Source organism: Legionella bononiensis, from assembly GCF_016786215.1.
In the GTDB taxonomy this organism is placed as follows: domain Bacteria; phylum Pseudomonadota; class Gammaproteobacteria; order Legionellales; family Legionellaceae; genus Legionella; species Legionella bononiensis.
The window spans coordinates 322,164-345,094 of the sequence record NZ_JADOBG010000010.1; the positions used below are offsets into that span (position 1 = coordinate 322,164).

Sequence of the window (22,931 nt, forward strand, 5' to 3'; positions counted from 1 at the left end):
CAAATCCTCTTTGTTTTCACTGCTATTAACTATCAGTTTAAACGATCCGTAAGGATTATCCAGTATTTGCCGGGCTTAATTTGAAGATAAGAAGATTAATGGTTTAATTTTATTAACTAAATGAACAGGTTAATTACTAAATGATACAGGTTGGATTTATTTTAATAAATGACGAAGGAAGCATGCCCCAAAAAATATGGGGCTAAAGCAATTATTTTACTTTTTTCTCTTTAAAGAGCACGTGCTTACGTACTTTGGGATCGTACATCATAAGCTCCATCTTTTCAGGATGGTTACGTGGGTTCTTCGTTGTTGTTTTATAGTATCCAGTTCCTGCTGTGGATTCCATTTTAACTTTTACAGTAACAGCTGCCATGGCTTATCCCCTTGAATTATACTTTCTCGCCTTTAGCTCTGATTTCATCCAGAACTGCTTTAATACCTAATTTGTCAATAATACGCATACCTTTAGTACTCAGTCTTAATGAGACAAATCGATTTTCTTCTTCAACCCAGAACTTGTGGTTCTGAATGTTGGGCAGAAAGCGTCTTTTAGTTTTATTGTTAGCGTGCGACACTTTGTTACCAGTCATGGGTCGCTTGCCAGTTACCTGACATACTCTAGACATTCTGTTACTCCAAATAGGTTCTATATTGTGATCGTCTTTGTAAAATTCGGGGCTTTCGTTAAACAAAATAGCCGGATGTGAAATACAAGAGCGGTTTTATAACAAAAAAACTCCAATATTGCAATAATTTTTACTTCACTATGCTAATTAAACCCGATCTTCAAGGTAATAAGTAGGGTTTGCTTGGTTCTTAAAAACGATTCTTTTTATTTTAACTCAAAAGATTATAGCGAACTTTTATAGTGAACGGAGCAATCGCTTGGTCTAATTTATCAAAAAAACGTTGAATGAGGAAGCTTGGTAGAAGTTTTAAACAAAATCAGTATAATTCGGGGCTTTTAAATTGAGTTTTAGAGATGCATCGTAAGATTAAAAGTTATGTCCTGCGTGCAGGACGCGTGAGTAATCGCCAGCAACAAGGATTGGATTTATGGCTTAAAGATTATGAATTACCTATTGGCAACGATTTTTTGGATTTAACACAAGAATTCCATCGAAATGCGGATACAGTTGTCGAGATTGGTTTTGGCATGGGTACTTCTTTATTAACCATGGCAAAAAATAATCCTCAGATAAATTATCTGGGTATCGAAGTTCATAAAGCAGGTGTAGGCAGTCTGGTCGCTGATTTGCATGATCATCAATTGTCAAATGTCCGGATTATGGCTCATGATGCTGTAGAAGTATTTCAGACTCAGTTAAAAGATGATTCTTTAGCAGGAGTACAAATTTTCTTTCCAGATCCCTGGCATAAAAAGCGCCATCATAAACGACGGTTGATTCAGCCGGAGTTTATTCAGCTACTGGCCAAAAAAATCAAGAAAGGCGGGTTCATACACTGTGCCACAGACTGGATGGAGTATGCCGAACACATGTTAGAAGTCTTATCCGCGGAGCCCACATTAATAAATCAGCAAGTCAAAGGGGGATATTCACCAAAACCTGAGTCTCGACCACTTACGAAATTTGAATTACGAGGTGAGCGTTTAGGCCATGGAGTATGGGATTTGATCTTTAATAAACTATAGGGATGTAAAAATGCTTGGAAAAATTGTATTAATCAGCACATTGTCGGCATCGTTGACATTAAATGCCGCGTCTGAAATGCCACTCTTGGCCAGCCTTACTGAAATGGCTGGGGCTTCAGGTTTTGAAAAACCGATACGACAGGTGATGCAAAAGAACTGGCAACCTTTATTAACTGATTTAAAGGTTGATGGCATGGGTAATTTAATAGGACGTAAAAACAACCAGCAAGGGCCTAAATTATTATTTATGGCTCATCTGGATGAAACCGGCTTTATGATTGAATCCATTACTCCAGAGGGATTTTTAAAAGTAGTGCCATTAGGTGGTATCGCCAACTCCGTTATTTACGCTCAACGCTGGACAGTAACCACTGCGAAAGGTCCTGTTTTAGCTTATTCAGGTATGGACTCACCTCATCTGTTAGGTGATAAAAAAATGCTTGGTTCACCTGATATGAATTTTTTGTTTTTGGATATAGGAGCAGAGAACCAGGAGCAGGCGCAAAAAGAATTTGGAATGCGTCCTGGGCTTGAAGTAACTCCAGTTAGTGAGTTCAGTCAATTAAGCAACAATCGATTTTTAGCTAAAGCGCTGGATGATCGTATCGGTCTTGCTTCAATCAGCGATGCGCTGGAATTAATGAAACAGAAACAACAGCCCAATCAATTGTATGTTGCGGCAACGGTGCAGGAAGAAATCGGGCTACGTGGTGCCAGTACTGTATATAAAGCAACGCATCCTGATGTAGCCATTAACATTGAGGTAGGTATAGCTGATGATTATCCTGCTCTTCTTGCAGAACGTAAAAGCCGTATATTTTTAGGAAAAGGCCCCAGTGTATTTGTCTACGATCATTCAATGATACCTAATCAGGAATTGCTTGAATGGGTTATTGAACTTGCCAATAAGAATAATATTCCCTTACAGCTTGAAGTAGAGCCTGGATACGGTGAAGATGGTGCAAAAATACAGGCTTCGGGTACTGGTGTCCCTGCTGTAAATATAGGTATTCCTATACGTTACGCTCATCAACACGCTGGTGTGTTTGATAAAAGAGATTATGATAATGCGGTGAAGTTGATGACACTAATCGCAGAGAACTTGACTCAGGATGTTGTAGACAAAATTAAAACGAGTTGATATTGGTGATAGGACTTAATAACTACGTCAGGTTTGAGGTGAACATTACTTTTAACAAAATGATTGATATTTTATCGTAAGTCCTGTTTGAACTTCAATTGTCCATTGTGTAATATTGGTATCCGCAGTGTGAATCATAAGAAGCAATCTAGAGAGGGATGTACAATATGGATTTTATAGACGAAATGAATAAAGCAGCCGGCTTGAAACTGGATGAGTTCAGAGCCTTTATCAATCGTAAATTACAACATGATAAGGAATATTTAGACCGACTCTTTTGGTTACCCAATGGTTCACAAATGACTGTTTTAAATTATTTGATTGAACAGCATCAGGAAACCGTAAAAGACACTAAACTGGCTGAGCCTTCAACAAATCTGATGGATAAAATGGATGTGGTTTTGGAGTTGTCCAGCAATGTGAATGTTGGTGAGCCTTTACATCAGGCAATTGCATCAGGAAAAATTCAATTAGCGCTTCATTTATTACAAGCCGATAAAATCAATTGTTCACTAGTTGACTATATTGCTTTAAATGTAATCAGTGCACTCAATATTCTGAGAGAAAAAGCCAAAGAATTTGCTTCTCAGTTAAAATCATATGTGTTTGATATCAATAAACGGGATTCTGAAGGACGTACTTTGCTTTCATTGGCAATAGATACTAAAAATCCTGAGTTGCTTATGAATATTCTGATCAAGGAGCCTAATATTCATTCAGTAACAAACAGGTCAAATGCTCATGTGAAATTTCAACCACTTCACCAGGCCGTAGTTCTGGATTATGCTGATGGCGTTCGATTATTAGCTCAGGAAGGTGCACATCTTGCAAACCCCATGGGGGTGATGAAAGATACTCCAGTCCTCTTGGCTTCACGTTTGGGTAAAATCAATGCATTGGAAGCACTGATGGAATTTCCAGTCGAGAAACTTAATCTTAATGCCGAAAATAATCATTATTTTGGAGACAAAAAAACAGGCCATACTGCTATTGAAGAGTTATGCGTACGTATCGCTAACAATGAAGGGAAGGCAGATGCTATAAGGGGCGTGGCCGTTTTATTATGTCATGGTGCTGAACCTCCACGTAATGAATCCATGCGTACTCTACTCCGTAATAATCGTGTTACCTTATTGAAAGCTGTTCACAGTTATCTGGAGAACAAACCTGACCTTGTCGATCCTTTCGTAAATCGATGTCACCTTACAGAAAGTGCCTTGCATTATATTGTGTACGCTGATCATTCCTGGGGGAGTTCGATTCGTCATCTTTTGGGTAGCCCTTGTTCAGCAGCCTTTTTGGTTGAAGACCTGGTCATTAGAAAATACAGTAACACTTTGGTCTCACAGGGATCCCATGAGCCCTTGCAAACTGCTGCAAATGCTAATTTGTCGTCAGAACAGGATCCACTTAAATTATATGCCGAATTCGTAAGACGATATAAACTAGCTTATGACAATCAACTTGTACCCAATTGCTGGAGTACTATGCGATGGATGATAGCTGAAGGGCGCAGTGATTGGGGAACCGTTGAACGTTATTCCAAAACCTATCCTAAAAGCAGGACTGGAATCATCTATAATGAAATGTTTCCAAAATTTGAAGCGCTTGAGGATATAGATAGTTTATCGCAGGAACAGACTTCGCTTAAAATAAGTTGATTGGTGTCGCCATGCCAGGCTCCTCGCATGGCGCAACCTACCGCGGAACTTAAATAATGAGTCTTGAAACAGTATCTACTTGCTTAAACTTGATATACCCCATAGAATTCTAGCTTTCTTTGAAAATGCTAGGAGTAGTACATGGGGTGGAATGAGCCAGAAAAGGGCAAGGATCCATGGAAGGGTAAAAATCAGCCTCCTGATCTTGATGAGGCTTTAAAACGTATTCACGAAAAATTGAAGAAAACCTTTTTTGGGGGTAATGGTCAATCAGAAAATCAATCATCAGGTGGGTCAAGCGGTGGTTTATTGGCGATGATAGTCGTTTTGATTGCTTTTATTCTATGGGTTCTTTCTGGAATATTTATTGTTGATCCAGCAGAACAAGCGGTCATTTTGCGATTTGGTAAATATGTTGAGACCGTAGGTCCTGGACCTCATTGGATTCCAAGAATTATTTCATCCAAAATTGTAATGAATGTTGACCGAGTTCTCGATTATTCATACTCAGCTCAGATGTTGACCCGCGATGAAAATCTGGTAGCAGTATCTTTGGCTGTACAATACCGCATTAGCGATTTACAGCAGTATTTGTTTAATGTTGCAAATCCTGAAGAAAGTTTGCAACAAGCCACATCCAGTGCTTTAAGACAGGTGGTTGGTACGACTACTCTTGATCAGATTATCACAGAAGGTCGTGAAATTTGGGGTAATAGCGTGCAGGATACTCTGGTGAAAACCCTGGATATTTATAAGCCAGGTATTTCAATTGTTAACGTATCCCCTCAACCGGCTCGCGCGCCAGAAAGTGTTCAGGATGCTTTTGATGATGCTATTAAAGCTCAGGAAGATGAAAAACGATTTAAAGAACAGGCCTATGCTTATGCTGCAAAGGTGATTCCTATAGCAGAGGGTAATGCCAGTCGTATTGAACAGGAAGCCCAGGCCTATTCAAAACAAGTTGTTCTACGTGCGCAGGGTGAGGTGGCGGAATTTTTAGCTTTACTTCCTCAATATGTTGCATCACCTCAAATCATGTCAGAGCGCATGTATCTTGAGACCATGCAAAAGGTATTGAACAAAAGCACGAAAATCATTGTCGATAATAAAGCGGGTAATTTACTCTATTTGCCTTTAGATAAAATCATCGGTAATCAAAATAATGCCCAAACCAATACTATGAAGAACAAAGTCAGTTCTGCGAACAGTGGTAGTGATGAAGACAGTCTAATACTTGCTGGACGAGATCTCACCAGACCTACTTACAGTCAAGGGAGGGATTAATCATGAATGCTGCCAAGACAACCGTTGGTATCTTAATCTTTTTAATTTTAGTTTTATTGTTAACTAGCGTGTTTACTGTGACTCAGGGTCAGCAGGGGATTATTCTGCGATTAGGTCGGCTGGTCAAGGATAATCAGACAGATAAAGTTAAAGTCCTGAATCCGGGTCTTCATTTTAAAACTCCGTTTATAGAAAGCGTTCGGATTTTTGATACACGTATACAGACTATGGATATCAAATCTACTCGAATAGTGACTAAAGAAAAAAAGGATGTGATGGTTGATTATTATGTTAAATGGCAGATCGCTGATTTAGCACAATATTTTAAATCCACAGGGGGTAATGAATTTAAGGCTGAAACGTTGTTAGAACAACAATTGAATACCTTATTACGCGCACAATTTGGTAAACGTACTATTTCTGATGCAGTTTCTGGTGGTCGTGACGACGTAATGGAATTACTGCGTAAGGCGGCTGAGAAACAAGCGGGTGAATTGGGTATCAATGTAGTAGATGTCCGTATTAAAGGCATAGAGCTTCCTGCCAACACCAGTAACGCAATTTATCAACGTATGCGTGCTGACATGCAGAAAATTGCCAATAGACATAGAGCCGATGGACAGGCTGCCGCCGAGGAAATTCAAGCTAAAGCTGATGCCAATGTAATGGTCTTACTTGCAAAAACCAAAAGTAATGCCCAACGGACCCGAGCAATTGGACAAGCAGAAGCTGCAACTATATATGCCAAGGCTTACGGTCAAAATAAAGAGTTTTTTGCTCTATATCGAAGTTTACTTGCCTATGAAGGCAGTTTTAATAATAAAAAAGATATTTTAGTTTTGGATCAAAGTAGTTCGTTTTTTGATTACTTTAAGCACGCTATGCCAAAAAATGATGGTGTAGCTACCAAAAATTAATTATAATGTCCGATTTTGCTGAAATCGGGTTCAAGATCAATCAGCTTTTGCAGACAAAGAGTGGATCATGGGTAAGAATGTTGTTGTTTTAGGTACACAGTGGGGCGATGAAGGCAAAGGTAAAATTGTCGATTTGTTGACACAGGATGCACAAGTGGTTGTCCGTTATCAAGGCGGTCACAATGCTGGCCATACTTTGAAAATTAATGGAGTGAAAACCGTACTCCGTTTAATACCTTCAGGCATGCTCAGACCTCATGTAACCTGTTATATTGCCAATGGAGTAGTGCTCTCTCCGCAGGCTTTACTATCGGAAATTAATGAACTTGAACAGAAAGGCATTAATGTACGCGAACGCTTGCGAATCAGTATGGCCTGTCCATTGATTCTTCCTTGCCATGTTGCTTTGGATAAAGCCCGTGAAATACACATGGGAAATTCAGCAATCGGTACTACAGGGCGGGGTATAGGTCCTGCTTATGAAGATAAAATAGCCCGGCGCGCCATTAAAGTAAGTGATTTATTTCATCCTGAGCGATTTACTCAAAAGTTAACGAGCTTGCTGGACTATCATAATTTTGTTTTGACGGAATATTATAAACAACCCCCAGTTGAGCTACAGCCGATACTGGATGACGCCATGCACTGGGCTGAGGAACTGCGTTCTATGGTCTGTGATGTGTCAGCCTGTCTGCATGAACATAGAGAACAGGGTGATAATATTTTATTTGAAGGAGCCCAGGGAGTATATCTCGATATCGATCATGGGACTTATCCTTTTGTTACTTCTTCAAATACCTGTGTTGGGTCGGTCATTAATGGCGCCGGATTTGGCCCCAGATATCTCGATTACGTATTAGGTATTACCAAGGCTTACACAACTCGTGTGGGTGGAGGGCCTTTTCCAACAGAGCTTGTTGATGAAGTAGGGAAGAGGATTGCTGAGCGTGGTCAGGAATTTGGAGCAGTGACCGGAAGACCAAGACGATGCGGCTGGTTTGATGCGGTGTTATTAAGACGTTCAATAGAATTAAACAGTATTACCGGATTGTGTATTACGAAATTGGATGTTCTCGATGGTTTGGAAGTGCTTCGAATTGCTGTAAATTATAAAGACAGTAACGGCAATGTGTTATCCCGCCCACCACAAGCTGCTGATGATTTTGAAGGGCTAGTTCCGGTGTATGAGGAAATGCCCGGATGGCAGGAAACGACAGCTGATGTTACTGTGATGAGTGATCTTCCTCCTAATGCCATAGCCTATTTAAAGAGAATAGAAGAGCTATTAGGGGTTCCAATCGATATGTTATCTACAGGACCCGAAAGAGATTCAACCATCATTTTACGCGACCCTTTTTCTGTTTAGTAGTTATTTCTAGCCTGGATGATTTTATTGATTTCAGGCTAAATTTTTAATTACTATTCAACGAGTTGTCCAAGTTATTCTTTATATCCCAATACCACCAAAATACAGGGGCCTTTAGCAATAACATTAATGTCATTCATTTCACAGGTACGAATAGCCAGTTCACTCTCAGCTCCGGGTTGCATCCAAATATTTTTTATTCCTTTTTTAATGGCTTCATTAACACTCACTTCTGTAATTTTTGGTGGTGTTATTATGGAAATACTCATCACATCATCAGGCAGATCACTCAAATTAGGTACTACCGTCAATCCTTCAATTTGTTGTTCATGCGGATTTACCGGATATACCTTTTTCCCATGTTGAAGATAACAGCGTAATACTTTATTACCATACTTGGCGCGATCTGAGGATGCCCCAATGACGGCAAAAGCACTGGATTGTAAAAACTGATCTATAGAACTAATTAGCATGTTTATTGGGATCCTGAAGTAGCTTTATACTTACACTAAGAGTATCAATGATTCGATATGATGTGAATGTTTTGATGAATTGCTAACATATCCTGTTAATTCAGAAACTTACTACTTGAATCGTTATTGGAACTGGTTAGATAATTGCAGAACTTTAAACCCGTATCAATTCAGTCTTCAATACGGGTTTGCTGAGTATACCGTGCAGGAATATTAATAATTCTTCTCAAATGCCATTAATTTTTGTTCCAGCTTCCATTGTAATTTTGCTTTTTCACTGTGATCAATAAAATTGTGGCAGCTTTGACTGTTGAGATCCTGACATTCGGCTACAGGTTCAGATGTATCCGCATTAATCCAAATGCTCTTTCCTGGAAGAAACGCGTAGGTCAGTGTATTGCGATTAATTTGTTTAAGAGTTTGATAGTCTAGACCATGGCCAAGAACCGCCTCTACATATTGTCGAGTTAAGTCCGTTCTCAAAACTCCTTCATCGTCAGTTGATAATACTACTGGAACGTGGTGGTTCAGATAATAATTAAGAGGATGATTACGGCCTGAAACATTAAGTAATTTCTGATTGCTGATAAGATTGATTTCAACAGGTAAATGATGTTCTGCCATGTATTGTACTGTTTCTTCTGCATTACTTTCATACCCGATATCAACACCGTGACCAATTCTTTGCGCATGTCCGGTAATCAGAGCATCATGAATATGGAACCTTAAATCTTCAGGAGGAACTGCCTCTGGAGCCAGTTCTCCGGCGTGCAAGGTAATGTTGACGTTGGGGTATTGGGTATGCAGATAGTTAAAGATTTGCATTTGTTTGTGATAGTCACGCAAAGAAATAATGCCATCTTCTGGTTGGACCAAATTAACGCCTGCCAAATTACCTTTTGAATGGCTGACTGCTTCAAAGGCATTTAATGCCTGGGCAAAAACATTATCTATTGGTTGTTCACGAAGTACGTAGTACAGGATTTTGATTTTTACGTTACATACCTCTGTATCCGGTTTGGTTCGACAACCCAGCTCACTATAAGCATCATTGAGCATTCGATCACTTTCAAAAATAGTGTGATCTATATTATTTTTAAATTCCTTATTTTCTAACAGGATTTTTTTCTTTTGGTCGTAATGTTCCGTGTTTTTGATCAATTCTCCAAAACGCAAAGAATTGGCATTGTCAGTAATATCCATTACTTCCAGATACTGTTCTTGTTGTTGCGCGGCCCTTCGAATGACATCAGCAATTAATTGCGGCCTGTAATCAAAGATGATGGGCATATACTTCATGAACCCATTGAAAAAATGATCATGTGCTGTTTCTTTTCCAGGAATGAAGTCTTTTAATGACCAATCCCGGATAATAGAGGCATAGAGTTCTGGTTTATTAACCAGGTCTTTTATGTGGATGCCATCACAATGAAGAGGTGTTTTATTTACTGAAAAACTGGATAAATCAATACAGTATTTGCCATTTGACGCGATTGATAACATGGTTTCTGGATAAGGGCCTCCAGCAAGATGATAGTGTAACTCGCCTCCTTTGGGCATATTTTTAAAAAATGCATAGAGTGCATTTGGATCTGTTTTTATCTTAGTAAAATAATCATTAACTTGTGCATGAAGAGGAGATAGGAATAAAAAACTGAAGAATAGTGAAAGTGCTTTATTAAGGTTCATAATGGACTATTGGTTATCATCTAATCCTGAATTATCGCATAAATCGGCTGAATTCCATAGGGCTTCATTAGTATTTCTATTGGAATCATGGTTATAGAGTTCTTAGGCTAATTATGAATAATCATTGTATTTATTACGTATTCATAGCAGAATAATTTTTACGATTCATAACCATTGACGATGAATATGCCTAATATAATGTTGAAAACCGGGTTTATCTACTGCACTTTAATATTATCTATCATTGGAGGTGGATTCATACAAGCCGCTGTCCGAACTCCTCATCTGAAAGATACAACCAGAGTTGACATTAATGTAGGCATCTATGCCCCTTTTGCTAATCAATCTGCTTTTATAGGCAGAAATATCCTGGCTGCTATGGAAATGGGACGTGATCAATTAAAATCCTCTCGAATTAATTATACGTTTTATACCCTGGATGAACTTCCGAATCAGAGTGATGTAGCTCAAACGCTCCAAAAATTTATTACGGCACATCACATTAATGTCTTAATGACAGAAGGTTCTGAGAATGGTTTATTAGTTGCTCCTCTTGCAAGGAAAAATAATATTCTTCATTTCAGCCTGGCTAATGATCCTGCAATTGCCGATGGCAAGAATAATTTTCTCGCTTGGAGTCCCGCATACGAACAAGCGGCAGTCTTAGTTGAAGAACTCCAACGTAAAAAAGTAGGCCAAATCGGGATTATTACTTCGAAACAACCATCTTCAATGGTTTTGACTCAAAGTGTGATGAAACAGTTACAGATTCATTCTGCAATCAAAATTGCTGCTTATGAACAGATAGAACCTGGAGTAAAGGATGTTTCCCGGTTAATCCATAAAATGGAAGATAAAAAGCCTGATATGTATTTTATTATGGCTTCCCCAGAGGACATCGAACTTATTCAGTCAGAAATGAGCAATGCTCATGTTAATAAGCCCATAACCAGTATTATTGGAAGGGTCACTCCTCAGGTGATGAAAGTATTTGATGGACAATGGTATATTGATACTCATGAAATGAAACCTGAATTTATTCAACAATTTAAGGCGCAATACTTAAATTATCCTGTAACCGAAGCCGGATATGCTTTTGATGTATTTCATATTCTGAATCAGAGCGTAACCATGGTGCTGAAAACCAAACACGCCTTTTCCAGTAAGGAAGTTGCCAACCAAATTCATATACTGGCTAAAGGAACCGGAGTAATGGGGCCATTTAATTTAGATAAAAATGGTGTTCTGTTTACCAAGTCTGAGATTAAAACCATAAAAGATGGCCACGTATTAACTGTTTAATTGATTGTTTTCTATAAAAAGACTGATGGGCATGTCGCTTTCGCAACGATGCCCACCAGAGAGATTGTTCAGGTTTGTATTATCGGTTAGCTAATGCCATACCTTCCAGTACCGTTAATGCTGCATAAAGCTGGTAATCTTCGTGAATCAAATCTTCAGCTTTAGCTTCATTTTTAGCATTGGTATCTTCAGGATTATTTTTATTTATCAAGTGTCCACTCAGATCCGCTTCACTAAATCCAGTAGCATCAGATTTTTTTACGGAGTTTTTAGGAACATCCATTTCTTCTACGACGATATCTGGAATAATACCTTTAGCTTGAATGGAGGTACCTGATGGAGTGTAGTACAAAGCTGTAGTTAACTTAATCCCAGTCTTACCATCCAGAGGTAATACAGTTTGTACAGACCCTTTACCAAAACTCTTTGTTCCAAGAATTATGGCTCTCTTATTGTCTTTCAGAGCACCAGCGACAATTTCTGAAGCTGAAGCGGAACCATTATTTATTAGAACTACAATCGGAGCATTATCCAATACATCACCAGGATTAGCCAAGGCGGTAAATTTAGATCCTGGTAAGCGTCCTTCAGTATAAACTATCAGTTCTTGCTTGCCGGATTTGTCATTACCCAGGAACGCATCAGAGACCTGGATGGCTGAATCCAGTAATCCCCCCGGGTTATTTCTAAGATCCAGTACCAAGCCTTTTAATTTCCCATTTGATTGTTGTTTTAACTGCTCAATTGCCTGCAGCATGTCTTTACCGGTTAAAGCCTGGAATTGAGTTAATCGAATGTAACCATATCCATCACTTAACATTTTACTTTTTACGCTTTTAATCTGAATCACTTCTCGAATCAGGTCAAAAGTGAGTGGTTTACTGACTCCTTTACGTAATACGGTTAATTCAATTGTAGTGCCTGCTTTGCCTCTCATCAGATTAACAGCATCTTTTAAAGTCAGGCCCTGAACAGATTCTTTGCCTAATTTAATAATGTAGTCTCCGGATTTTATTCCTGCTTTAAAGGCGGGAGTATCTACCAGAGGCGTGATCACTTTTACTACTCCATCTTCCATTGTCACTTCGATACCTAATCCACCAAATTCACCACTGGTTGAGGTTTGAAGCTCTTTAAACTCTTCTTCATTAAGATAACTTGAGTGGGGATCCAATCCGGAGAGCATGCCTCGAATGGCATTATCAAAGAGTTCTTTATCGTCAATTGGTTTGACGTAGTATTTTTTAATTTCTCCAATCGCATTAGAAAATCGTTGAACGTCTTCCAATGGGATTCGTTTCGTATTAGTATTATTTGTATCTGTCTCATCGGCTGTAAATGCAGTTAATGGGAGCATCAGTGCAAGTGCAAATAATAATGCTACTGTACTGGGAAGAATTTTCTTGATAACCATAGCGATCTCCTAGGATGCAAGGCCATAAAATCAGCCGCCTTCTTTTGTTTTTATTAAATATTGAAATGCAATTTAAATGCCAGGCGCGAAACCTAAGACAGCCAGTCGAGCGGGGGCACCGCTTTTCCTCTTAGTCTTATCTCAAAGTATAGACCGTTTTGCTTAATTCCACCGCTATGTCCTACACTGGCAATTTGCTCGTTTTGACGGACTGTTTGTCCTTTGTGTTTGAACAGCGATTGATTATGGGCATAAAGCGTCATAAAGCCTTGGCCATGATCAATAATCAGTAGTAAACCATAACCCTTTAACCAGTCACTGAACACTACTTTTCCGGGATAAACGGCAGTAACTACCGCTCCTTCATCGGCAAAAAATGTCACCCCTTGATTCATTCTGCGTAAGGATCTTTGTACATTTTGTACCGGTAGCGGCAATTTTCTGCGCATTTGAACGAAGGGTTTGCTGCTTTGAACAACACTTTGTTGAGATAATGACTTAAGTAGACGTGATAAATTGGCCTTATCTTTCTGAAATTCCTGTAAGTCATGTTGTTTGTTCTGAATCTCATTATTGAGAGATTGTATTAAGGTGGTATGGTACCGTTTGTTTTGTTCCAGCTGCTGTTGATGTTGCGACAATTCATTTTGCAATTTTTGATTTTCGGCTAATTCGTTATGTAATTTATCTTTATTCTCGCTTAGATTGATACGAGTTTCGTCTATTTTATCGATCAATTCTTGCCGGGATTTTATAATATATTGATAATAAGTCAGAATTCGACTTATTTTGTAAGGGTCATCCTGGTTGAGTATCCATTTCAGAGGTTGATATTCTCCCATCTGATATCGGGCTCGTACATGGCTTGCCAGTAATTGCTGTTGTGTGGCTAATTGTTGATTCAATTGTTCGGCTTTGGCATGTAATTCGGCAATTTTTTGTTCTTTGGATTTAATATCGTATTGAATTGAGCGAAGTTTATGTATTCCTTCTCCAATTTGCTTTTCAGTACCGGAAAGTTCCTTATCTAAAATCCCGCGTTTGTCATGAGCTGTGGCCAGTGTTTGTCTCAGGTTATTAATCTGTGCGTCCAGTTGTTTTAATTTGGTTTGCGTCTGAGCGACAGGGGAGGGGCCTGGTTTTGCCGCAAGACCAAAATTAATTAACATTCCCAAAGCAATGCCGCTCAGGAATGTAAATTTTAGAGAATACTGGTTACTACGCGTGGGCATGGCTTTTTTCCAGTAAGATATGGCCGGTCATCTCTTTCGGTGGTGTAATACCTATTATTGAAAGAAGTGTTGGTGCGATATCAATTAAGCTGCCTTCGGTTTGAGTAAAATGCCAATCTCCTCCAACGCAAAGAAAGGGTACGGGTTCACTGGTATGAGCTGTATGGGCTTGGTGGGTTGTGTCATCGAACATTTCTTCAGCATTACCATGATCAGAAGTAATTAATAACGTTCCACCCTGTATATTCAGTGCGTCCCAAACACGTTTCATGCACTGATCAAGGCATTCTATGGCACGAACTGTAGCATTAAAATCTCCACTATGCCCCACCATATCCGCATTGGCATAATTACAGATAATCACATCATATTTTTGTTGATTTATGGCATCTACCAGGATATTGGTGAGTTCGGGGGCACTCATTTCTGGCTGTAAATCATAAGTCGCAACTTTGGGAGAGGGAATTAAAATTCGCTCTTCATTGGCAAATACATGTTCACTGCCACCATTGAAGAAAAATGTGACATGAGCGTATTTTTCAGTTTCCGCAATTCGTAATTGTTTTAACCCTTGGAGGGCGATAATTTCTCCCAAAGTATTATTTAAGGGAATAGGTGGAAAAGCAGGAATTGTCGACAGATTTTTATCGTATTGAGTCATACTGATAAAGTAGGATAGTTTGGGGCAAGTTGTTCTATTAAACCCGGAAAATGACTGATCAATAAAAGCAGAAGTTAATTGTCGTGCTCTGTCCGCGCGAAAATTAAAGAATAGAACAGCATCACCGTCTTCTATTGCTTTCGGTGTTCCAATTAGCGTTGGAGGAATAAATTCATCTGAAAGTTCATTGTGATAAAAATGCTGAATAGCCGATTCTGCATCATCAAAATGATGAGTGCTTTGCCCCAGAGTGAGTAAATTATATACCGGTTCTACACGTTCCCAACGCTTGTCTCTATCCATTGCATAATAACGACCAGTGATTGAACTGATAGTGATTCCGGGATGTGTTTCAAGTTCCTTATTTAATCGATGCAAACTGTCCAGAGCGCTTTGCGGTGGTGTGTCTCTGCCATCAAGGAATAGATGCAAATACACTGAACTGAATTTTTTAGCGTGGCATAGTTTCAGTAATGCAAATAAATGGCGCTCATGGCTATGGACTCCACCCGGAGAAAATAATCCCATGATATGTAGCGACTTACCCGTTTGGTTTAACATATTAATCGCCTGATTAAAAACCGGATTATCAGCAAATTCACCATTTTGTATGGCTTTATTAATTCTGGTGAAATCTTGTTGGATAACTCTGCCGGCACCTATATGCATATGCCCAACTTCAGAGTTACCCATTTGCTTATCAGGAAGCCCCACTGGTTCACCAGAGGCCTGCAGAAGTATATGTGGGCAATTTTGCCACCATTTATCCCATTGAGGTGTATGAGCTGAAGCAATGGCATTATGCTTATCACTTGAGTTGTAGCCCCATCCATCGAGAATCATGAGTACCAGGGGAGCATTTTTGGACATGAGTTAAATCCTGAAGCAAGCAGTTAAATGACAATAAAAAGATTATACCTTTGGTAATTAAAGAGGTATATAGTTGAAAGAATTGATCATAGTTTATTGACCAGTTGATGAGAAGATACTGGCAAACCCATGAATTACTCAATTGTATATAAAATGATACTGTCGTGAATTTAAAGACATGAGCAGATCGTGGTTCCCGTAATAACAGTGTTATTACAGGTTAATTTAAAGGCTCATGAGCGCTTTGACTAATCACAGCTCTGTGATTGAACGCAATTACCATCTGAATCGCATTGTTGTACGGTTTGACAATCAGAGTCATCGTCATCATTCGAATTGTTAATTATATACGTTGGGGCGACATAAGTTGGGGCAACATATACAGGAGCAACCCAGCCATTTCCTGGATGATAATTACCCACGTTTATATCATCATTATGATAGTTATAATCTGGATGATTCCATCCCCCATTGCCTATATTCGTATGAAATCCACCACCGAAATGATCTCCAAAACAAATCATTGAAGCAAATAACCCAATCGCGAAGATAACCGCACGAGAAATGGGGTAATTCAACCTGGATGAACTCATAACCCTCTCCTTAAATATGACTTATTCCATAATTTACAGTCGACTTTAATAGAGTATAGTTCTTTTGTTGGGCTATGTGATTATTGTTTATTCAAAAAATCAATAAATGATGCTTTTATCCCTTGCTCCCAGCATAAATAGCTCTTGCTGGGAGATAGATATCCTGGTTCCAGGTCATACAACTGAATTTTGCTCGAGATCCTCAGGAGCATATTGAGATAAATATTTTATTAAACTAAGTTGTATTGTTGAGGTAACACCATAGTTACTTTTTAATATCAATAAAGTGCTCCAACCCCACCAACTGCTAGTCCAATGCTTGTCATAAGGATTTGATAAATCAGTTCTTCTGAATAGTTGTTTGCTTCGTTCATCCCAATAAAACATCGGTACTATATCCACATTATTTTCATCATTTATTTGTTGAGCATGAGGAACTAGTTCCAGAACTCTAAATTTATCAGGAAGAACTCCTGTTTGATAGGCATCAAATAATTCATCGGCTGATTGTTGTAAAGCTCTTAGCAGCATTTGCTGATTGGTTTGATTAAAGGGGTTAAAATAGGAGTAATCACCATAGACCACCCATTGATCCCCCAATTTATTCGTTACATGGATACCGAATTTATTTTCTTCATTATGCATGTAATTGGCCAATAAGGATCCAAGGACAGCTGGTGTGACTTTATCTTTTAATTCTTCTCTTGGTGTACGGATGTGTCCGGCAGCATAGTGATCAGACAGGTAATGACAGGCATAGGCGTCCATGGCATAGGCACGCTCCAAATCAGTTCTCTTGCCCGTTCTTCCTGCTTTTAGCGCCTGTTGTAATGCAACCTGGTGTCCGATTTTATAGACGATCAGGTTATTGGGAGAAAAATGATCATAATTTTCCATTGCCAGCAGTAAATAACGACCGGGATACAACCACCACCCGGTGCTCGTACAGCCTCCTCCGGTAATACAATTGATTTGGCGGCCTATTTCATTGCCAATACGTTTGTATATTGCTTCAGCTGTTTCACCTTGTTTAATACCTGATTCAATTTCACGAATCTCCATTTTTATAACTGAATTCAATTCTTTTACTTCATTAACTGCTGCAAAATTATTGGCAAAAGATTGATACACGTCCCTAAATAACGCCTGTTTTTGTTTTCTGGTGATTCCATGACTTATGGGTTTGCCAATACTTCCATAAAGATCACCAAGACTAAGGATATCGCCGAAAGAAAGGATTAAGCCGTTTTTTAAATGCAGCGGAGTTGCTGCTTCAGGATTCTGGGTTAAATTAAAGCGCAGTTTAACCTGTTGTCCCATAGCCCAATGCTCTGATAGCGCAAAACTTCCAGAAGAATCAGCGTAAATGGATGAACTGATTGAGATGAAGCTCCAGATTATTAAAAGAGACTTCAAGGTACGTGATGCATATGGAAATTTTTTCATTGCTCCCTCATTAAAAGTAGGATAAAAATTTAACCAGTTTTTTAACATTTTTAGAAAACAATTTTGGCGTATAAAATTGACTTGCTACACGTTTGCTTAGTTCACTTAAAGTTGGATAGGCAATAATGGTATCAGTAAATGTTCTTAACGTTTTGCCTTCTCTAATAGCGATGACCCATGGCAGTAATAATTCGCCAGCCTGATGACCTACTATAGTTACACCTAGAATTATCCCTTTGGGGGTTACTAGTACTTTAATAAATCCCTTAGTCTGCTTATTTGTCTGTGCTCTATCATTGCTTGAATAGTCTACTTTCAGCAGCTCATATTTTATGCCCAAGGAGGAGCATATTGATTCACTTTTACCAGCATGGGCTAATTCAGGAGAAGTATAGGTGACCCATGGAACCGCGTTATCCGTTACTTTGACCGGGAGTTTAAATGCGATATTTTGAAGTACTACTCCTGCATGATAGTTAGCAATATGGGTAAACAGCAACGATCCGGTAACATCTCCAATGGCAAATATTTTTTTGTTACTGGTTCGAAGCCGATTATCGACCACAATACCTTTAGAATTGACTTGAATATTTGCTAATGCGCAATTCAATTGCTCGATATTGGGTTTTCTGCCGGCGGCAACAAGTAAATGAGTCCCAGAGATGACCATCTCATCATTATTCTTTTTGCAACGGATGATCGTCTGTCCCTCTTCATTGGATTCAATTTCTGCAATATCGACCTGTTCATACAGAGTAATGCCGAATTGGATCAGGGATTGTCGAATTACTTCAACGGCCTCAGAATCGTCATGAGTTAATATGTTAAAATGTTCCAGTACTGTTACTTTTGAGCCGAGCATTGCAAAAGCTTGTGCTAATTCACAACCAATTGGCCCGCCACCTATGATTAATAAATGTGGAGGCAATTGAGTCAGATTAAAAATGGTTTCATTAGTATAGAAATGGCACTTATCCAATCCGGGTATGGGTGGAATAGTCGCTGATGAGCCAGTAGCAATAACATAACGTTTGGCTTTAATTTCCTGTGAGCCTGCTTTTAGAGTCTTGGCATCGATAAACGTGCCGCTGGCTTGTATGACCTGAACCCCCAGCCCTTCAAAGCGTTCTATTGAATCATGTACAGCAATCGTTTCAATCACCTCTCTGACATGTTCCATAACCCGGGTAAAATCGACAGGCTCCTGAGAACCAGTGATTCCAAGCACTTCATTATGGTTGGTATTCCAATGTGCTTCAGCGGCTGCAAGAAGGGATTTTGAGGGTATACAACCATAATTTAGACAGTCCCCTCCCATTGCTCCTTGTTCTACTAAAACGACCTTTAGTCCTAATTGTGCTGTTCCAGCGGCCAAACTCAGGCCTCCGGCTCCAGCACCTATAATAGCCAGGTCACAGTTAATTACTTTGTTCATAGGAACCTTTAATTTTTTTGTAGAAAATTGGCATTAAGGAGAGCAGAGCTAAAGCCAAAAGAGGGACGAAAATTTCCGGGGAAAAAATAATTTTTAAATTGGGTGTTTGTCCCTGTTCAAAAAGATGATTCAGACTGTTACCGACAGAGGCATAAATCACGGTACCGGGAATTATTCCGAGAAATGTAGCAAGAAGAAACGTTCTGGCTTTAACCCCAAGTAACGCGGGGACGATGTTGACCACCCAGAATGGAAAAATGGGCATCAGGCGTAAAACAAGTAAATATGAAAATGCATTGTGCTGAAATCCATGTCGCATTTTATTTACCCATCCAGAGGTTTTTTGTGCAACCCAGTCACTAAATGCGTATTTTACAATTAAAAATATAAGTATGGAACCTATTGTTGCACTGATTACTACAAACAAAGCGCCCCAAAATAACCCAAATAAAAGACCACCGGTCAATGTGAGAATTAATGCTCCTGGAAAAGAAGCCGCGACGCAGAGAATATAAATAATCATGAATACTGCGACTGCTGACAGGTAGTTCTCATTGGTCCATGAAATTAATTCTTGATGATGTAATTGTAATGATGAAAAAGTTAGGTATTGATTTACTCTAAACGTGTAGAGAAGAAATAATAACAATAGAATGAGCAATACAGGCCAAATTCTTCGTAGAACACTAAAAGTCATTAGTCCGTTCTCCAAGATTATCATTAATGACGAGAAGTGATTGCTCGTTTCGTGGATTTGCAGAACATAATAATGAAGATTTTAACCAATAAGGTCAATTGATTTCTTGGTAACACTTAAACTTTTACTTCAAAGAGGTTAGACTATGTGCCATTTTGAATGGTAGGAAGAGTAGTTTTGGATTATAAATTACCTCAGCACATTGCCATAGTGATGGATGGCAACGGTCGCTGGGCTGAAAACCGAGGTTTAGCTCGAATAGAAGGGCATAAGGCTGGCGTTGAGACAGTTAAGAAAATGATCAGATCCTGTCTCGAAAAAAAAATTGGCTGTCTTAGTTTGTTTGCTTTCAGTTCTGAAAATTGGTCGCGACCCATTGCTGAAGTGAATTTTCTTATGGAGTTATTCGTAGAGGCTTTAAGAAAGGAACTGGCTGAATTAAATCAACATGGAATACGAATCCGGTTTACCGGAGACAGAGAACCTTTATCTCCTGTTTTGCAAAAGGAAATGCGGGAAGCTGAGTTATTAACACGAGATAATCAACAATTAATTTTGAATGTAGTTGTTAATTACGGTGGAAAATGGGATATAGTAACCGCGGCTAAAAAAATGTCTCGGGCCGTTATGAGTGGTCAAGTTGCCCTGGATGAAATAAATGAGTCTAATTTTGCACAATTTCTGGATACAGATGGTTTACCGGAACCCGACCTTTTTATTCGTACCAGTGGGGAATTGAGGATTAGTAATTTCTTTCTGTGGCAGTTAGCATACACCGAACTTTATTTTACTGAAGTGCATTGGCCAGATTTTAATATTGAAGAGCTTGAATTAGCTTTGGATTCCTTTAGTAAGCGCAAAAGACGCTTTGGTCAGATTTAGACTTTTTAATAAGGGCAACTATATGTTCATGCAACGTTTAATCACCTCTTTAATTTTAGTTCCCTTGGTCTTGATGACGCTATTTTATGCGCCATCCTGGTTTTTAGCCGGAGTGATTCTGCTGGTTTTTGTTGTCGCATGGAAAGAAAGTCTGCAACTTATTCCAATTAATATGTTGGCGCTCCAGATTGGCTTTTTATTGTTAATGTTATTGTCTTTATGGTTATGTGGTTATTTGTTTTCTTATTGGTTAACAATTGGTTTGCTACTTTGGGTACTCAATTGTATTGCCATTCTTGGATTTCCTGATTCCCAGCGTTATTGGGGATATCCTGTTGTTGTTGGTTGCGTTCTCTTGATACTGTTGCCTTTATTTATTCAAAGCCTGATTCATGTGTATGAGTTACCCCAGGGTAAAACTCTGGTTGTTTATTTACTGTTTTTAATTTGGGCTTCTGATGTTGGTGCCTATCTTGCTGGAAAGCAATGGGGAAAACACAAGTTAATTCCCCAGGTTAGTCCTGGTAAGTCCTGGGAAGGTGTGTTTGGAGGATACCTTCTTTCGATGGGTGTTGCAGGAGTTGGATTTTATTATTTTATCCCTTATTCCATTACAATCTGGTTTGGTTTGGCCTTATTAACGGTAACCATTTCCATTTTTGGTGATTTATTCATCAGTATTTTAAAGCGGCGTTGTCATTTAAAAGATACAGGGACTATTATTCCTGGCCATGGTGGTATTCTGGATCGCCTGGACAGTTTAATAGCAGCCTTACCTCTATTTTATTTTGGATTAACATTTATCCCTCTTGGAATTTAGTTTACCGGTTGGATTAAACATTGGATGGCAACATGCTTTTAACTCTGGTGTATTTTATACTGGCTTTATTATTACTGGTTACAGTACATGAATATGGTCATTTTCAGGTAGCACGGTGGTGCGGGGTCAAAGTATTACGTTTTTCATTCGGTTTTGGAACAGTACTTGCGAGATGGCATGATAAAAAAGGTACAGAATATGCCTGGTCCCTGTTTCCTCTTGGGGGCTACGTCAAAATGCTTGATGAAACTGAGGGGGAAGTAGCGGATCAGGATAAGCCTTTTGCTTTCAATAACAAACCAATCTGGGCGCGAACTGCCATCGTTCTGGCTGGCCCCATGTTTAATTTTATTTTTGCGTTTGTTGCTTTATGGTTGGTTTTGGTTATAGGAATGCATTCGCTGGCGCCTATGATTGACTCCGTCAAGCCAGGTAGTCTGGCCGCTAAAGCGGGTCTTGGCCCTAAACAGGAAATAATCGCACTTAATGACACCAAGATAAACAGCTGGCGAGATTTTCAATACGCTATGATGCCGCTGATTGGTTCTCATGAAACAGTTAAAATAACGGTCAAGTCTTTAGTAGATGGACATCAAAGTCAACTCAGTTTGCCTTTAACTGACTGGAAACTGGATGATAAAGTCCCTGATCCGTTGGACAGTCTTGGAATAGAGCCATTTATTCCAACTATCCCACCTGTGATTGGTGAGGTGGTGCCTGATTCTCCTGCAGCAAAAGCAGGACTGGAAGTTGGTGATGATATTTTAAGTGTCGATGGTAACGCATTTGATGATTGGATGTATTTGGTGGACTATGTACGAGAGCGGCCTGATACCCAATTAATTCTCCAAATAAAAAGAAAAGGAATAAAGCAGAACATAACCATAATTACTGGAAGTCAAAAAAACAAGGACAAGATTGAAGGAGTCATTGGTGTTCGTTCACAAAAAGTTGACTGGCCAGCACATTGGTTACGCCTGGAGAGGGAGGGACCCATATCTGCTTTGGGTACTGCCTTTAATCAGACCATCCAGCTCACTGGTACTACCTTTACTTTGATGGGTAGACTTGTTACTGGTCGTTTGGGATTAAACAGTATTAGTGGACCAGTTGGAATTGCTCAAGGCGCAGGAAGTTCAGGTAGAAGTGGTTTGGCATCCTATTTATTTTTTCTTGCCTTGGTGAGTATCAGTTTAGGTGCTTTAAATTTATTACCAATACCTATGCTGGATGGTGGACATTTGTTGTATTATGCCTTGGAAGTCATTAGACGTAAGCCTCTGTCTGATGGAGTCAAAACCATAGGAGTCTATTTAGGTCTGGTCTTATTGGTTGCCTTAATGTTTGTAGCGCTTACTAATGATATATCAAGATTAACGGGGTAGGAGTCT

Annotated in this window: 21 protein-coding genes; 10 read left to right on the top strand and 11 right to left on the bottom strand. The window is 39.2% G+C overall.

What is annotated here, in order from left to right; genetic code table 11:
* Positions 1-211 precede the first annotated feature (211 nt).
* Both rpmG and rpmB read right to left on the bottom strand, forming a co-directional pair.
* A complete protein-coding gene (gene rpmG, locus IZU94_RS06705) occupies positions 212-376 on the bottom strand; it encodes a 50S ribosomal protein L33 (protein ID WP_006872450.1) in 165 nt (54 codons plus the stop codon).
* A 16-nt stretch (positions 377-392) separates the two neighbouring features.
* Complete coding sequence (rpmB, locus tag IZU94_RS06710) at positions 393-629, bottom strand: 50S ribosomal protein L28 (protein WP_203109199.1); 237 nt, start codon at positions 627-629, stop codon at positions 393-395.
* A gap of 356 nt (positions 630-985) precedes the next feature.
* Here rpmB and trmB point away from each other — a divergent pair, with 356 nt between their 5' ends.
* The 6 genes from trmB to IZU94_RS06740 all read left to right on the top strand — a co-directional run bounded on the left by trmB (position 986) and on the right by IZU94_RS06740 (position 8,026).
* A complete protein-coding gene (gene trmB, locus IZU94_RS06715) occupies positions 986-1,657 on the top strand; it encodes a tRNA (guanosine(46)-N7)-methyltransferase TrmB (RefSeq protein ID WP_203109201.1) in 672 nt (223 codons plus the stop codon).
* Positions 1,658-1,667: 10 nt separating this feature from the next.
* Positions 1,668-2,798, top strand: a complete 1,131-nt coding sequence (locus IZU94_RS06720) for a M42 family metallopeptidase (protein ID WP_203109203.1) — start codon at positions 1,668-1,670, stop codon at positions 2,796-2,798.
* 167 nt (positions 2,799-2,965) lie between these two features.
* A complete protein-coding gene (ankC, locus tag IZU94_RS06725) occupies positions 2,966-4,459 on the top strand; it encodes a Dot/Icm T4SS effector AnkC/LegA12 (protein ID WP_203109205.1) in 1,494 nt (497 codons plus the stop codon).
* A 141-nt stretch (positions 4,460-4,600) separates the two neighbouring features.
* A complete protein-coding gene (hflK, locus tag IZU94_RS06730; RefSeq protein ID WP_203109207.1) occupies positions 4,601-5,743 on the top strand; it encodes an FtsH protease activity modulator HflK in 1,143 nt (380 codons plus the stop codon).
* A gap of 2 nt (positions 5,744-5,745) precedes the next feature.
* Positions 5,746-6,660, top strand: a complete 915-nt coding sequence (hflC, locus tag IZU94_RS06735) for a protease modulator HflC (protein WP_203109209.1) — start codon at positions 5,746-5,748, stop codon at positions 6,658-6,660.
* Between the two features lie 67 nt (positions 6,661-6,727).
* The gene (locus tag IZU94_RS06740) at positions 6,728-8,026 is read left to right on the top strand and encodes an adenylosuccinate synthase (protein ID WP_203109211.1); all 1,299 of its coding nucleotides are present in this window, start codon (positions 6,728-6,730) and stop codon (positions 8,024-8,026) included.
* 74 nt (positions 8,027-8,100) lie between these two features.
* On the opposite strand, the gene IZU94_RS06745 is transcribed toward IZU94_RS06740, so the two are convergent.
* Both IZU94_RS06745 and IZU94_RS06750 read right to left on the bottom strand, forming a co-directional pair.
* Complete coding sequence (locus IZU94_RS06745; protein ID WP_203109213.1) at positions 8,101-8,499, bottom strand: CoA-binding protein; 399 nt, start codon at positions 8,497-8,499, stop codon at positions 8,101-8,103.
* A gap of 213 nt (positions 8,500-8,712) precedes the next feature.
* Complete coding sequence (locus tag IZU94_RS06750; RefSeq protein ID WP_203109215.1) at positions 8,713-10,188, bottom strand: adenosine deaminase family protein; 1,476 nt, start codon at positions 10,186-10,188, stop codon at positions 8,713-8,715.
* A 186-nt stretch (positions 10,189-10,374) separates the two neighbouring features.
* Here IZU94_RS06750 and IZU94_RS06755 point away from each other — a divergent pair, with 186 nt between their 5' ends.
* A complete protein-coding gene (locus IZU94_RS06755) occupies positions 10,375-11,490 on the top strand; it encodes an ABC transporter substrate-binding protein (RefSeq protein WP_238400365.1) in 1,116 nt (371 codons plus the stop codon).
* A gap of 79 nt (positions 11,491-11,569) precedes the next feature.
* Here the strand turns inward: IZU94_RS06755 and IZU94_RS06760 are convergent, their stop codons facing one another.
* The 7 genes from IZU94_RS06760 to IZU94_RS18185 form a co-directional block, all read right to left on the bottom strand.
* Complete coding sequence (locus IZU94_RS06760) at positions 11,570-12,904, bottom strand: S41 family peptidase (protein WP_203109217.1); 1,335 nt, start codon at positions 12,902-12,904, stop codon at positions 11,570-11,572.
* 92 nt (positions 12,905-12,996) lie between these two features.
* Entirely contained in the window at positions 12,997-14,136 is a 1,140-nt protein-coding gene (locus tag IZU94_RS06765) for a murein hydrolase activator EnvC family protein (RefSeq protein ID WP_203109219.1), read from the bottom strand.
* Complete coding sequence (gpmI, locus tag IZU94_RS06770) at positions 14,123-15,667, bottom strand: 2,3-bisphosphoglycerate-independent phosphoglycerate mutase (RefSeq protein ID WP_203109221.1); 1,545 nt, start codon at positions 15,665-15,667, stop codon at positions 14,123-14,125. Before gpmI ends, IZU94_RS06765 begins: the two co-directional genes overlap by 14 nt.
* Before the next feature lie 248 nt (positions 15,668-15,915).
* Positions 15,916-16,260 (bottom strand): hypothetical protein, encoded by a 345-nt coding sequence (locus IZU94_RS06775; RefSeq protein WP_203109223.1) that lies wholly within the window; start codon positions 16,258-16,260, stop codon positions 15,916-15,918.
* Positions 16,261-16,434: 174 nt separating this feature from the next.
* Positions 16,435-17,706: a phospholipase gene (locus IZU94_RS06780; RefSeq protein ID WP_203109225.1), complete on the bottom strand. Its 1,272-nt coding sequence runs from the start codon at positions 17,704-17,706 to the stop codon at positions 16,435-16,437.
* A gap of 10 nt (positions 17,707-17,716) precedes the next feature.
* Positions 17,717-19,141, bottom strand: coding sequence for a dihydrolipoyl dehydrogenase family protein (locus tag IZU94_RS06785; protein ID WP_238400364.1), 1,425 nt, complete (start codon positions 19,139-19,141; stop codon positions 17,717-17,719).
* Positions 19,125-19,838 (bottom strand): TVP38/TMEM64 family protein, encoded by a 714-nt coding sequence (locus IZU94_RS18185; RefSeq protein ID WP_238400363.1) that lies wholly within the window; start codon positions 19,836-19,838, stop codon positions 19,125-19,127. The genes IZU94_RS06785 and IZU94_RS18185 overlap by 17 nt, the downstream gene beginning before the upstream one ends.
* 177 nt (positions 19,839-20,015) lie before the next feature.
* Between IZU94_RS18185 and uppS the strand changes: the two genes are divergently transcribed.
* Genes uppS through rseP form a run of 3 tightly spaced genes read left to right on the top strand, consistent with a single transcriptional unit; the run spans position 20,016 to position 22,925 of the window.
* Positions 20,016-20,720, top strand: coding sequence for a polyprenyl diphosphate synthase (gene uppS / locus IZU94_RS06790; RefSeq protein ID WP_203109227.1), 705 nt, complete (start codon positions 20,016-20,018; stop codon positions 20,718-20,720).
* A gap of 22 nt (positions 20,721-20,742) precedes the next feature.
* The gene (locus tag IZU94_RS06795) at positions 20,743-21,540 is read left to right on the top strand and encodes a phosphatidate cytidylyltransferase (protein ID WP_203109229.1); all 798 of its coding nucleotides are present in this window, start codon (positions 20,743-20,745) and stop codon (positions 21,538-21,540) included.
* A 32-nt stretch (positions 21,541-21,572) separates the two neighbouring features.
* Positions 21,573-22,925: an RIP metalloprotease RseP gene (gene rseP / locus IZU94_RS06800; RefSeq protein WP_203109231.1), complete on the top strand. Its 1,353-nt coding sequence runs from the start codon at positions 21,573-21,575 to the stop codon at positions 22,923-22,925.
* Positions 22,926-22,931: the final 6 nt, after the last annotated feature.

Excerpts from the sequence above, each read along its gene's own strand:
- rpmG (WP_006872450.1), bottom strand. The coding sequence starts at position 376 with ATGGCAGCTGTTACTGTAAAAGTTAAAATGGAATCCACAGCAGGAACT.
- rpmB (WP_203109199.1), bottom strand. The coding sequence starts at position 629 with ATGTCTAGAGTATGTCAGGTAACTGGCAAGCGACCCATGACTGGTAAC.
- trmB (WP_203109201.1), top strand. The coding sequence starts at position 986 with ATGCATCGTAAGATTAAAAGTTATGTCCTGCGTGCAGGACGCGTGAGT.
- IZU94_RS06720 (WP_203109203.1), top strand. The coding sequence starts at position 1,668 with ATGCTTGGAAAAATTGTATTAATCAGCACATTGTCGGCATCGTTGACA.
- ankC (WP_203109205.1), top strand. The coding sequence starts at position 2,966 with ATGGATTTTATAGACGAAATGAATAAAGCAGCCGGCTTGAAACTGGAT.
- hflK (WP_203109207.1), top strand. The coding sequence starts at position 4,601 with ATGGGGTGGAATGAGCCAGAAAAGGGCAAGGATCCATGGAAGGGTAAA.
- hflC (WP_203109209.1), top strand. The coding sequence starts at position 5,746 with ATGAATGCTGCCAAGACAACCGTTGGTATCTTAATCTTTTTAATTTTA.
- IZU94_RS06740 (WP_203109211.1), top strand. The coding sequence starts at position 6,728 with ATGGGTAAGAATGTTGTTGTTTTAGGTACACAGTGGGGCGATGAAGGC.
- IZU94_RS06745 (WP_203109213.1), bottom strand. The coding sequence starts at position 8,499 with ATGCTAATTAGTTCTATAGATCAGTTTTTACAATCCAGTGCTTTTGCC.
- IZU94_RS06750 (WP_203109215.1), bottom strand. The coding sequence starts at position 10,188 with ATGAACCTTAATAAAGCACTTTCACTATTCTTCAGTTTTTTATTCCTA.
- IZU94_RS06755 (WP_238400365.1), top strand. The coding sequence starts at position 10,375 with ATGCCTAATATAATGTTGAAAACCGGGTTTATCTACTGCACTTTAATA.
- IZU94_RS06760 (WP_203109217.1), bottom strand. The coding sequence starts at position 12,904 with ATGGTTATCAAGAAAATTCTTCCCAGTACAGTAGCATTATTATTTGCA.
- IZU94_RS06765 (WP_203109219.1), bottom strand. The coding sequence starts at position 14,136 with ATGCCCACGCGTAGTAACCAGTATTCTCTAAAATTTACATTCCTGAGC.
- gpmI (WP_203109221.1), bottom strand. The coding sequence starts at position 15,667 with ATGTCCAAAAATGCTCCCCTGGTACTCATGATTCTCGATGGATGGGGC.
- IZU94_RS06775 (WP_203109223.1), bottom strand. The coding sequence starts at position 16,260 with ATGAGTTCATCCAGGTTGAATTACCCCATTTCTCGTGCGGTTATCTTC.
- IZU94_RS06780 (WP_203109225.1), bottom strand. The coding sequence starts at position 17,706 with ATGAAAAAATTTCCATATGCATCACGTACCTTGAAGTCTCTTTTAATA.
- IZU94_RS06785 (WP_238400364.1), bottom strand. The coding sequence starts at position 19,141 with ATGAACAAAGTAATTAACTGTGACCTGGCTATTATAGGTGCTGGAGCC.
- IZU94_RS18185 (WP_238400363.1), bottom strand. The coding sequence starts at position 19,838 with ATGACTTTTAGTGTTCTACGAAGAATTTGGCCTGTATTGCTCATTCTA.
- IZU94_RS06795 (WP_203109229.1), top strand. The coding sequence starts at position 20,743 with ATGTTCATGCAACGTTTAATCACCTCTTTAATTTTAGTTCCCTTGGTC.
- rseP (WP_203109231.1), top strand. The coding sequence starts at position 21,573 with ATGCTTTTAACTCTGGTGTATTTTATACTGGCTTTATTATTACTGGTT.